Origin of the sequence: Methylobacterium marchantiae (genome assembly GCF_042679825.1) — a bacterium.
In the GTDB taxonomy this organism is placed as follows: Bacteria; Pseudomonadota; Alphaproteobacteria; order Rhizobiales; family Beijerinckiaceae; genus Methylobacterium; species Methylobacterium marchantiae.
In genome coordinates this window covers 254403-265075 of sequence record NZ_JBHTND010000001.1, presented here as the reverse complement: position 1 = coordinate 265075, position 10673 = coordinate 254403, and the positions used below count along the sequence as shown (strand labels likewise).

At 66.9% G+C, this 10673-nt stretch carries 12 protein-coding genes; 6 read left to right on the top strand and 6 right to left on the bottom strand.

Annotated features, from left to right (window positions below):
- Nucleotides 1–23: 23 nt before the first annotated feature.
- Together metF and ACFQ4G_RS01300 are read right to left on the bottom strand one after the other, a co-directional pair.
- Complete coding sequence (metF, locus tag ACFQ4G_RS01305) at nucleotides 24–941, bottom strand: methylenetetrahydrofolate reductase [NAD(P)H] (RefSeq protein WP_238206861.1); 918 nt, start codon at nucleotides 939–941, stop codon at nucleotides 24–26.
- Between the two features lie 65 nt (nucleotides 942–1006).
- On the bottom strand, nucleotides 1007–2023 hold the full coding sequence (locus tag ACFQ4G_RS01300) for an ArsR/SmtB family transcription factor (RefSeq protein ID WP_238206862.1): 1017 nt from the start codon (nucleotides 2021–2023) through the stop codon (nucleotides 1007–1009).
- A 274-nt stretch (nucleotides 2024–2297) separates the two neighbouring features.
- Here ACFQ4G_RS01300 and minC (ACFQ4G_RS01295) point away from each other — a divergent pair, with 274 nt between their 5' ends.
- From minC (ACFQ4G_RS01295) to minE, 4 genes are all read left to right on the top strand, one after another.
- Complete coding sequence (gene minC / locus ACFQ4G_RS01295) at nucleotides 2298–2990, top strand: septum site-determining protein MinC (protein ID WP_238206863.1); 693 nt, start codon at nucleotides 2298–2300, stop codon at nucleotides 2988–2990.
- A 113-nt stretch (nucleotides 2991–3103) separates the two neighbouring features.
- Nucleotides 3104–3802 (top strand): septum site-determining protein MinC, encoded by a 699-nt coding sequence (gene minC, locus ACFQ4G_RS01290; RefSeq protein ID WP_238206866.1) that lies wholly within the window; start codon nucleotides 3104–3106, stop codon nucleotides 3800–3802.
- Nucleotides 3803–3814: 12 nt separating this feature from the next.
- Complete coding sequence (gene minD, locus ACFQ4G_RS01285; RefSeq protein ID WP_238206869.1) at nucleotides 3815–4630, top strand: septum site-determining protein MinD; 816 nt, start codon at nucleotides 3815–3817, stop codon at nucleotides 4628–4630.
- A complete protein-coding gene (minE, locus tag ACFQ4G_RS01280; protein WP_238206872.1) occupies nucleotides 4627–4944 on the top strand; it encodes a cell division topological specificity factor MinE in 318 nt (105 codons plus the stop codon). Before minD ends, minE begins: the two co-directional genes overlap by 4 nt.
- Before the next feature lie 10 nt (nucleotides 4945–4954).
- On the opposite strand, the gene ACFQ4G_RS01275 is transcribed toward minE, so the two are convergent.
- Nucleotides 4955–6202: a NupC/NupG family nucleoside CNT transporter gene (locus ACFQ4G_RS01275; protein ID WP_238206874.1), complete on the bottom strand. Its 1248-nt coding sequence runs from the start codon at nucleotides 6200–6202 to the stop codon at nucleotides 4955–4957.
- 152 nt (nucleotides 6203–6354) lie between these two features.
- On the opposite strand from ACFQ4G_RS01275, the gene ACFQ4G_RS01270 reads away from it, so the two are divergent.
- Complete coding sequence (locus tag ACFQ4G_RS01270) at nucleotides 6355–6483, top strand: hypothetical protein (RefSeq protein WP_056254243.1); 129 nt, start codon at nucleotides 6355–6357, stop codon at nucleotides 6481–6483.
- A 385-nt stretch (nucleotides 6484–6868) separates the two neighbouring features.
- Here the strand turns inward: ACFQ4G_RS01270 and ACFQ4G_RS01265 are convergent, their stop codons facing one another.
- Both ACFQ4G_RS01265 and ACFQ4G_RS01260 read right to left on the bottom strand, forming a co-directional pair.
- Nucleotides 6869–7315, bottom strand: coding sequence for a GNAT family N-acetyltransferase (locus ACFQ4G_RS01265; RefSeq protein ID WP_238206877.1), 447 nt, complete (start codon nucleotides 7313–7315; stop codon nucleotides 6869–6871).
- A complete protein-coding gene (locus ACFQ4G_RS01260) occupies nucleotides 7312–7716 on the bottom strand; it encodes a rhodanese-like domain-containing protein (RefSeq protein ID WP_238206879.1) in 405 nt (134 codons plus the stop codon). The genes ACFQ4G_RS01265 and ACFQ4G_RS01260 overlap by 4 nt, the downstream gene beginning before the upstream one ends.
- 85 nt (nucleotides 7717–7801) lie before the next feature.
- Between ACFQ4G_RS01260 and ftrA the strand changes: the two genes are divergently transcribed.
- A complete protein-coding gene (gene ftrA / locus ACFQ4G_RS01255; RefSeq protein WP_379039545.1) occupies nucleotides 7802–8827 on the top strand; it encodes a transcriptional regulator FtrA in 1026 nt (341 codons plus the stop codon).
- A 152-nt stretch (nucleotides 8828–8979) separates the two neighbouring features.
- On the opposite strand, the gene ACFQ4G_RS01250 is transcribed toward ftrA, so the two are convergent.
- Complete coding sequence (locus ACFQ4G_RS01250) at nucleotides 8980–10605, bottom strand: ABC-F family ATP-binding cassette domain-containing protein (protein ID WP_238206883.1); 1626 nt, start codon at nucleotides 10603–10605, stop codon at nucleotides 8980–8982.
- Nucleotides 10606–10673 lie beyond the last annotated feature (68 nt).

The following is a 10673-nucleotide window of genomic DNA, read 5'->3' as shown; positions in this document are numbered from 1 at the left end:
GGGTTGGATCGCGTGTCCTTATTTCAAGCCGCCTTCGCCGCCACTTTCGGCGCCTGAGAACGCAGGCCGAGCAGGTGGCAGATGGCATAAACGAGGTCGGAGCGGTTCATCGAGTAGAAATGGAAGTCGTTGACGCCCTGATCCACCAGATCGAGCACCTGCTCGGCCGCCACGGCGGCGGCGATCAGGCGGCGGGTGTCGACGTCGTTGTCCAGCCCCTCGAACCGGGCAGCGAGCCAATACGGCACCGACGCGCCGGTACGACGGGCGAAATTGGCCGATTGCTTGAAGTTCTGGACGGGCAGGATGCCGGGGATGATCGGGATGTCGATCCCGGCGGCGCGGACCTTGTCGACGTAGCGCAGATAGACGTCGTTCTCGAAGAAGAACTGCGTGATCGCCTGGTCGGCGCCGGCATCGACCTTGGCCTTAAGGGCATCGATATCGGCATCGAGCGAGGCGGCCTCCGGGTGCTTCTCGGGATAGGCCGAGACCGAGACCTTGAAGTCGCCGACCCGCTTGATGCCGGCCACGAGATCACTGGTCCGGGCATAGCCGCCGGGATGCGGACGATAGGCTGTGCCGACGCCGTCCTGCGGGTCGCCGCGCAGGGCCACGATGTGGCGCACGCCGGCATCCCAGTAGGATTGCACGACCTCGTCGATCTCTTCACGGGTGGCATCCACGCAGGTGAGATGGGCGGCCGGCTTGAGGCTGGTCTCCTTGATCATCCGCGCCACGGTGTTGTGCGTGCGCTCGCGGGTGGAGCCGCCGGCGCCGTAGGTCACCGAGACGAATTTCGGCTGGAGCGGGGCGAGGCGCTCGATCGACGACCACAGGACCTTCTCCATCTCGTCGGTCTTCGGCGGGAAGAACTCGATGGAGACCTGGATCGGCCGATAGCCGTCGCGGCTGGCGCGGTGTTGGGAAGCGGTGGGCATCGGGCGTCCTCAAGATCTTTCGGTTCAGACGGTCTTTGTGATGACGGCAAGGCGATGGCGGCCGTTCAGGCCACGGCGCGCTCCGCCTCGGAAGTTCGTGCCGGCGTGGCCGCGGCGGCGGCGAGCCAGAGGGTGACAGTGAGTTGGTGGCCGCTCTCGTCCGCAGGGGCGAGATGCCGGATCGCGACCGTACCGAGACCCGCATCTGCGAGCCAGCCCGTCACCTGCTCGGGGGCGAAGCCGAGGCGGCGATGGGCCTGATCCTCACGCAGGAATTCGAGGTCGTGAGGCGCGAAATCCACCACGAGAAGCCGGCCTCCGGGCATCACCAGCCGTGCCGCCTCGCGGAGCGCACGGGCCGGGTCGTCGAGATAATGCAGGACCTGATGCACCACGACGAGGTCGAAGCTCTCCCGGCCGAAGGGCGGCGCGTGAATGTCGCCCTGGCGCAGGTCGACGCCGGACAGGCCGGCCCGCTCGAGATTGGCCCGGGCGACGGAGAGCATGGCGTGGCTCGAATCGAGCCCCGTGGCGCGATTGGCTCTCGGGGCCAGAAGACCGAGCATCCGTCCCGTACCGGTTCCGAGATCGATCAGGCTTCTTACCGGCCGCGAACCGAGCGCCTCGATCACCGCAGCCTCCACCATCGCTTCCGGCACGTGGAGCGAACGGAGCTGATCCCATTTCGGGGCGAGACGTGCGAAGAAGGTCTGTGCGGCATCCGCGCGCTGAGCGCGTACGCCATCGAGGCGGGCGCGATCCTCGGACAGGGGCGGGCTCGACCGGTCGAGGCCGACGACCAGGGGCTCCACCAGCCCGGTCCGTGCCTCGATGAGGCGAAAGAACGCCCAAGCGCCTTCCCGATGCCGTTCCACCAGACCGGCCTCGACCAGGAGCTTGAGATGGCGCGAGATCCGCGGCTGCGACTGGCCGAGGATATCGGTGAGATCCGAGACCGAGAGCTCCCCCTGCATCAGCAGCGCAAGGATGCGCAGGCGCGTCTCCTCGGCGGTGGCGCGCAGCACACCGAGGGCGTCGGCGAAAGGAAGGGCGGTCGGCGCCTTGACGCTCTCTTGAGACATAAAGATATCTTTATGTTCGATTGCGTGCCGTGGCAAGGGGAAACGATTGAGGAAGCGGTCGAGCCGTCGTCGGCTTTTGGCAATCGCCTTTCATCCGGGCTTCGCATGGCACGCGCCACATCGACCGTCGTCTTGCTTGTCCGAGCCGGCTGCTCCCGTTTCGGTGGAGAGACGCGATCGACGGTCTTCGGAGGGGAGCGTTCGGGCGCTTCTGCCGATATGCTCGGGCTTCGACATTCGTCTCCCGATCTCGGAACAGCAGAAACGCCCTCGCGTGACCCAGCCGAATTCCCGTCCCCCGATCCGTTTCCGCGGCCGTTCGTTCATGGCCCTCGTGCTGGCCCCCTCGGCACCGGTCCATGACTGGCTCGAAGACCTCGATGCGCTCGCGCGCCGCTCCCCGGCCTTCTTCGTCGGCCGGCCGGTGATCCTCGACGTATCGGGGCTCGGCCTCGACCGGGTGGACCTTGCCGGTCTGGTGACCGATCTGAAGGCGCGGGACGTCACGGTGATGGGGATCGAGGGGGCGAAATCCGGCAGCCTCGGCGAAGGGCTTCCCCCCGCCCCGGCCGGAGGCCGCCCGGTGGACGACGTCGCCACGCCGGACGCGCCGACGCCCGTCGAACCGCCCCGTGCGCCCCGCTCGCTGTTCCTCGATCAACCCGTCCGTTCCGGGCAGACGATCCTGCATCTCGACGGAGACATCACCATCATGGGTTCGGTGGCCTCGGGGGCGGAGGTGATCGCCGGCGGCTCGATCCACATCTACGGGGCGCTACGCGGACGGGCCATAGCGGGCGCCTCCGGCAACCCGGATGCGCGCATCACCTGCCGCAAGTTCGAGCCGGAACTGCTCGCCATCGACGGTCTCTACCGGACGGCCGACGACCTCGGTCCGGAGCGCCGGGGCCAGCCGGCCCAGGTCAGGCTCGATGGGGATTCGATCAAAATCGCCGCGCTCGAATAGCGCCGTCACAGGAACACAGGATTCCGACGTCAACGGATCACGGAAGGCAGGGACGTTAACCAAGCGGTAACCATAACGGACGTCAATGGTTCGGTAAGGAATCGCGAGAGCCCGTGACACACGCCCCTCCATCCCGCCGATCCGTCAAGCTTCGAGGCCGCGCCTTCAAGGCGCTCGTCCTGGCCCCGGAAGCCCCGCTTCCCGATTGGTTCGCCGATCTGGACGCCTCGCTGAAGCGTTCGCCGACCCTGCTCGACGGCCGCCCTCTCATCCTCGACATCGCCGCGCTCGCACCCGACCCGGATGTGCTCGGCAAGCTTCTGGCCGATCTCGGCACCCGCCGCATCCGCATCCTCGGCATCGAGGGCGCCGCGGCCTCGCTCTCGGGGACGGCATCGCTGGACGGTCTCACTCTCCCACCGCTCCTGGTGGGCGGACGCCCGGCCAGCAGCATCGAGATCCCGGCCGATGCCGATCCGGAAACCACCTCGCTCATGATCGAGGGATCGGTCCGCTCCGGCCAGTCGATCGTGCACCATACCGGCGACGTCACCGTCATGGGCTCGGTGGCATCGGGCGCCGAGATCCTCGCCGGCGGCTCGATCCACGTCTACGGCGCCCTGCGGGGGCGCGCCATCGCCGGCGCCGCCCGCAACCCCCGCGCCCGCATCTACTGCCGCAAGTTCGAGCCCGAACTGCTCGGGATCGATCGCCTCGTCCGTACGGCCGAGGATATGGGCACGACCCTGCGCGGGAAACCCGTGCAGATCTGGCTCGATAGCGGCTCCATCAAAATGGCAACCTTGGATTAAGGAGACACACGCATGGCCAAGGTTCTGGTCGTTACTTCAGGTAAGGGTGGCGTCGGCAAGACCACCACCACGGCGGCACTCGGCGCGGCGCTCGCGCAGGCCGGCCAAAGCGTTGCCGTCGTCGATTTCGACGTCGGCCTGCGCAACCTCGACCTCGTGATGGGCGCCGAGCGGCGCGTGGTCTACGACCTCATCAACGTGGTCAACGGCGATGCCAAGCTCAACCAGGCGCTGATCCGCGACAAGCGGCTCGAGAACCTCTCGCTGCTGCCCGCCTCGCAGACCCGCGACAAGGACGCGCTCACCGACGAGGGCGTCGCCAAGGTGATGGACGAGCTGCGCGAGAAGTTCGACTGGGTGATCTGCGATTCGCCGGCCGGCATCGAGCGCGGCGCCACGCTGGCCATGCGCCACGCCGATCTCGCGGTGGTCGTCACGAACCCGGAAGTCTCCTCGGTCCGCGATTCCGACCGCATCATCGGGCTCCTCGATTCGAAGACGCTCAAGGCCGAGCGCGGCGAGATCATGGAGAAGCACCTGATCCTCACCCGCTACGACCCCGCCCGCGCCGATCGCGGCGACATGCTCAAGGTCGACGACGTGCTCGAGATCCTCTCGATCCCGCTGCTGGCCATCATCCCCGAGAGCCTCGAAGTGCTGCGCGCCTCGAATGTCGGCTGCCCGGTGACGATGAACAACCCGCTCAGCGCTCCGGCCCGGGCCTATATCGACGCCGTCCGCCGCCTGAAGGGCGACCCGGTCCCGATGACCGTGCCCTCGGACAAGAAATCCCTGCTCAACAAGCTGTTCACACGGAGGGCGGCATGAGTCTGCGCAACCTCTTCAACAAGCGTGCTTCGGCCCCCACGGCGCGCGACCGCCTGCAACTCATCCTGGCCCATGAGCGGGCCGGGGCCGGCGGTTCCGATCTGGTGATGCTGCTCCGCGAGGAGATCCTCGCCGTCATCGCCAAGCACGTGACGGTGGAGCGGGACAAGGTCCAGATCCGCCTGGAACGGGGCAAGGACATGTCGACGCTCGGCGTCGATATCGAACTGCCCGTGACCGCAGCGCCCAAGCCGCCGGCGAAGCCGCCGGCCAAAGTGCCGGCGAAGGCATCGAGCAAGCGCGCAGCGGCGTGATCGCTGCCCGTCAGACGATGAACAGACCGGCGATGGTGGCGCTGGTCAGGTTCGACAAGGTACCGGCCAGGATCGCGCGCAATCCATAGCGCGCGATCTCGGACCTCCTCTCCGGGACGAGGCTCGCGAGACTCGCGAGCTGGATCGCGATGGAGGCGAGGTTGGCAAAGCCGCACAAGGCGAAGCAGACGATGGCGGTGGTCCGCGCGTCGAGAGCGCCCGACTTCAGCACAGGCGAGAGCTGGGCATAGGCCAGGAACTCGTTGAACGCGATCTTCTGCCCGATGGCGCCGCCGACGAGGCCGGCCTCGCTCCAGGGCACGCCCATGAGCCAAGCCAGGGGCGCGAAGGCGAGCCCGAGCACGCCCTCGATGCTGAGGGACGGATAGCCGACGAGGCCGCCGCCCCATCCGGCGATGCCGTTGAGCAGGGCGATCAGCCCGGTGAAGGCGATCAGCATGGCGCCCACCGAGACCGCGATGACGAGCCCTTTCTGGGTGCCGTCGGCCGCCGCCTCGATCAGGTTCACTGCCCGCGTCTCGCCGAACTCCACCTGCATCGTCGTCACCCGCGTGGGCTCGGTCGACGGCATCAGGATCTTGGCGTAGAGGAGCCCGCCCGGGATCGCCATGACGCCGGCCGCCAGCAGGTACTCCATCGGCACGCCGAGCGCGGCATAGCCTGCCAGGATCGAGCCTGCGGTGGAAGCGGCCCCGCTCGTCATCACGGCGAACAATTCGGCCCCGGTCAGCAGCGCCAGGAACGGGCGCAAAGCCACCGCGATCTCGCTCTGGCCGATGATGATGGTGATGACGGCCGAGAAAGTCTCGATGGGCGAGGTGCCGAGCACCCGCTGGAGCCCGGCTCCGATGATGCGGGCGAGGGTCTGCATCACCTTGAGATGATACAGGATCGCGATCAGCGCCGAGACGTAGAGGATCTGCGGCAGCACCCGGAGCGCCAGGATGAACCCGCTGCCGCCGAAGAGTTCGAACATGCGCGGCTCGACCAAGCCGCCGAACAGGAACAGCACGCCGCGATCGCCATAGGCGAGCACCGTCTGGACCAGCGTCGCCGCCGCATCGAGGGCCTGCCGGCCGAGCGGCACGAACAGGACCACGGCGCCGATCGCGATCTGCAGGGCGAGCGCCGAGAGCACGGTCCGCGGCCGGATCGCCCGGCGGTTGGTGGAGAACAGGATCGCGACGGCAAGAAGCAGGGCGAGGCTTGCGCCTGCGTGGAACACTCTGTCGATCATGTGGCTCCGCCTTCTGCGCGTGACGGAGCAAGGGCGATGCCGGGCCTGACGCAGGTCATGTCGGTTTCGTCCGGAACGGGAAGTGCGCCCGGCGTGTTGACCATCAAGCTGCGCCGTATTGCGGCGCATAACCGGTTTTAAGGAAGACAGCCATGAGCCTGATCGGACGCCTCGTCACCAAGATCCTCGGCAACGAGAACCGCCCCGTCGTCCGCGACGACCGCAACTACGATTCGAGCAACCCCATCGGTCGCCTCGTGACGAAGATCCTTCGGAAGTAAGCTCGGCCATCATCCCTCTCTCCGCACGCGGGGAGAGGGAAGCGACGACCCCGTCGTCTAAGCGGCGAGGCGGCAGCCGCCGGCAAGGGACAATTCCGAAGAAGCCTATTCCGGAATCGCCCGATCACTGTCGGTTCGGTTCTCTCCCGAGATGCAAGGCGACGATAATCATAAATCTCGCGGGCAACGCGAGTCCCCTCTCCTGGAAGGAGAGGAGGCCCGTCGCGCCTCATGTCGAACCCGCTTCGAAAGCGGGAACTGCCGTCGATCAGATGCGTGAATCCAGTGGCGGGGATCTGACATTTGGCACCTATCCTGAAACATCCGAGAAGGATGGATTTGGGGCGGTCCGCCTTCCGGCTTTTTCCCGAGGAAGCGGTCGCGATCACCGGATCGGTATCGCGAACCGCTCTTTCGTGACGCCGATTGCCCCGATCCGGAGATAGAAACGGATGGCATCGCTGTTCCAGACCGGCGTCTGCCATTCGAGCCGGTCGACGTCTTCCGCCTGCACGAGTCGTACTGCCGCGTTGAAGAGTTGCCGGCCGATGCCCCGACCACGCGCTCGAGCCACGACAAACAGGCAGTCGAGGTGGCCATAGGGACACCCTTGCCATAGCGAGAAATCGAGTGTGACCGCAGCGTAGCCGACAAGTGCGGTATGCGCCTCGGCCACGAGCAGATGCGTCGGTGGGTTGTCCGCCGAAAGGATCGTCTCGAGGTCGTCGAGCGACAGGGGAGCCACGCCCCGCTCGAATGCGGCATGCGCCTGAACCAAATTGAGGAGCGCTGTCGCATCGGGCACCATCGCTTTCCGGACGCGCGTGCTCACGCCGCTGCTCCGGTCCGCGCCAATTCGAAGCCTTCGTCGAGCCAGCCGGTGATGCCGCCTGCCATGATTTTGACGGGCCGCCCGAGTTCCGCAAGCCGCAGCGCCCCCCTGGCAGCACCGTTGCAGTGCGGCCCGGCGCAGTAGGTGACGAACACCGTGTGCTCGGGCCATTGTTGGAGCTTGGAACGCACGATCTTTCCGTGTGGCAGGTTGATCGCACCCGGAACATGACCTGCGGCGAAGAGGGCGGGGCCGCGCACGTCGAGCAGCACGAAGTCCGCCCCACGGTCCAGAGCGTCATGCACGTCCCAGCAGTCGGTCTCGAAGGCGAACTCAGCGGCGAAGCGCTCGCAGGCGAGGGCGCTCGGGGCGGGTGGCACTGCGGTGACTGCGGTAGGCATGGGAATCTCCCTCGTTCGACCATGCCATGTCACCCTCGTGAAGTTCGGCTTGCAATTGGCTGAAACGCCAGACATCGTGAAAATCGTGCCAAACACGACTGGACCTCTTGCCGTCGCGCTTCTCTACGATGGCCTCTGTACCTTCGAGTTCGGGATCGTGGCCGAAGTGTTCGGTCTCCCCCGACCCGAGATGGGTAGGGCTTGGTATCGCTTCGCCAGTTGCGCAATCGAGGACGGTCCGTTGCGCGCGCACGGAGGCTTCACGCTCACGCCGGACCACGGCATCGAACTGATCGACCACGCCGACATCATCGTGGTGCCCGGCTGGAAGGGCGCAGACGAGCCGGTTCCCGAGGATCTCTGCCGCCGGTTGCGAACGGCCCATGAGCGCGGGGCGCGGCTCGCTTCCATTTGCTCTGGCGCGTTCGTGCTTGCCGCGACGGGGCTCCTCGATGGCGGATCGGCTACGACGCACTGGCGCTACGCTCAGGCCCTGCAGGAGCGCCATCCCGAGGTCGCGGTCGACCATGCCTCGCTCTATCAATCCCACGGGCGCGTCCTCACCTCTGCCGGAAGTGCAGCAGGGCTCGACCTCCTGATTGAGATCGTGCGTCAGGACTATGGGCCGGAGGCTGCGAACTCGGTGGCGCGCCGCCTCGTGATGCCCGCCCACCGCACGGGCGGACAGGCTCAGTTCCTGGAGCGCCCTGTGCCGGTGCGGCGGAACAGCGAGGTCTCGCCCTTGCTCGACCAGATGCGGGCCGCACTGGGCGCGTCGTGGCCGCTGACGCGCATGGCCGAGGAGTGCCGCATGAGCCTGCGTACGTTCGTCAGACGCTTCACAGAGGCGACGGGGTCACCGCCGGGCGAGTGGCTTGCCGCCGAGCGGATTGAAGAGGCCAAGCGCCTTCTCACCGCAGGCCGCCTGGACATCGATGAAATCGCTGCCGCCGTCGGGCTGGGCGGGGCCGACACGTTACGGCACCACTTCCGCAAACGCATTGGAATCAGCCCTGGCGAGTTCCGGACGCGCTTTGCCCGGCGCGAGACAGCACAGCGTGAGGTGTCCGCTCCGTCCGTTCATGGGCATCCTGCCTCATCGTCTGAATGACCGAGTTGGGCCGGGAACGGCCCCCGGGGCATGGGTTCCATCTGTCAGATGTCGATCACTGGTTAGGCATGGGGGAGAGGAGTGGCCGCGGGTTCGCTCGGGCGTGAAGACGATACGCGTCGGGCCCTATCCCGACGCGTATCGTCTCATCCTCAAGCCGCCTTGCGCTTGCCCTTCTTCTCCCGGCCCTGCCCCGGTGCCGTCTTGCCGGTCTTCGACCGATCGAGGACGAAGCGGGCGTAGTCGTCCATGTCGCCCGCGAAGGGCTTCACGGTCCTGTCGGCGGCGAGCCAGAGCCGGTCGGCCACCAGCTCCATCAGCGAGCGGTCGTGGGTGATGAGGATGACGGCGCCGCCGTAATCGTTCAGCGCGTCGAGAAGTGCCCGCCGGCTGTCGATGTCGAGGTGGTTCGTCGGCTCGTCGAGGATGAGCAGGTGCGGCGCCTGCATTGCCACGAGGTTGAGCAGGAGGCGGGCCCGCTCGCCGCCGGACAGCGCATCCACCGTGGTTTCCTGCTTGTCGAAGGCGAGACCGAAGCTCGCGAGCTTGGCGCGACGTCCGGATTCGCTGTCGTCCGGCCGCTCGCGGCGGATGATGGCGAGCGGCGTGTCCTTCGGGTCGAGGGCCTCGATCTGGTGCTGGTGGAACCAGCCGACCTGCACCCTGCCCTCGCGCACCATCCTCCCGTCCCGCACCGTCAGCGCGCCGGCCGCCATCTTGGCGAAGGTCGATTTTCCCGCGCCGTTCACGCCGAGCAGACCGATCCGGTCGTCGACGTCGAGGGTCAGGTTGAGGTCGCGCAGCACCGGTTCGTCGCTGCCGTAGCCGATGGTGGCATCGGTGAGATGCATCAGGGGCGGCGCCAGGGGGCGCTTCGGTGAAGGCAGGTGGAACGGCGCCACATGCTCCTCGATGGTGGTGGCGATGGGCTCCATCTTGGCGAGACGCTTCATGCGCGACTGGGCCTGGGCCGCCTTCGAGGCGGAGGCCTTGAAGCGATCGACGAAGCTCTGCAGATGCGCACGCTCCGCATCCTGCTTCATCTTGGTGGAGGCCTGGAGCCGCGCTTTCTCGGCACGGCGCTTCTCGAAATCGTCGTAGCCGCCGGTGTAGAGTTCGAGCTTGCCGTTGGCGACGTGCAGGATCGCATCGACCGAATTGTTCAGGAGTTCGCGGTCGTGGCTGATGATCAGCGCCGAGTGCGGATAGCGCTTGAGCCGCGCCTCCAGCCAGAGCGCGCCTTCGAGATCGAGATAGTTGGTGGGCTCGTCGAGCAGCAGCATATCGGGCTCGGCGAAGAGCGCGGCGGCCAAGGCCACCCGCATGCGCCAGCCGCCCGAGAATTCCGACATCGGCCGGCCCAGATCCTCGACCGAGAAACCGAGACCGGCGAGGATCTCGCCGGCCCGCGCCGGCGCCCGGTCGGCGTCGATCTCGATCAGCCGGCCGTAGATCTCGCCCATGCGCTCGGGCTCGGCGGTTTCGAGTTCGAGGTTGAGCGCCTCGCGTTCGAGATCCGCGGCGAGGATCGTATCGATCAGGCTCACCGGTGTCGCCGGGTGCTCCTGATCGACGGATGCCACGCGGGCGGTCTTCGGCAGGAGGATCACCCCGCTATCGGGCTGAAACTCACCGAGGATGATCTTGAACAGGGTCGACTTCCCGACCCCGTTGCGGCCGACCAGACCGACCTTCGATCCGGGCGGCACGGCCACGCTGGCGCGGTCGAAGAAGCGCCGGCCCCAGGCATTGAAGGTGAGGTCTTCGATCTGGATCATGGGTCAGCGGCCAAACGCAGGGGAGATGCGGGCCGGTGGCCACACGGGGATCGAGATCTCTCCCTATC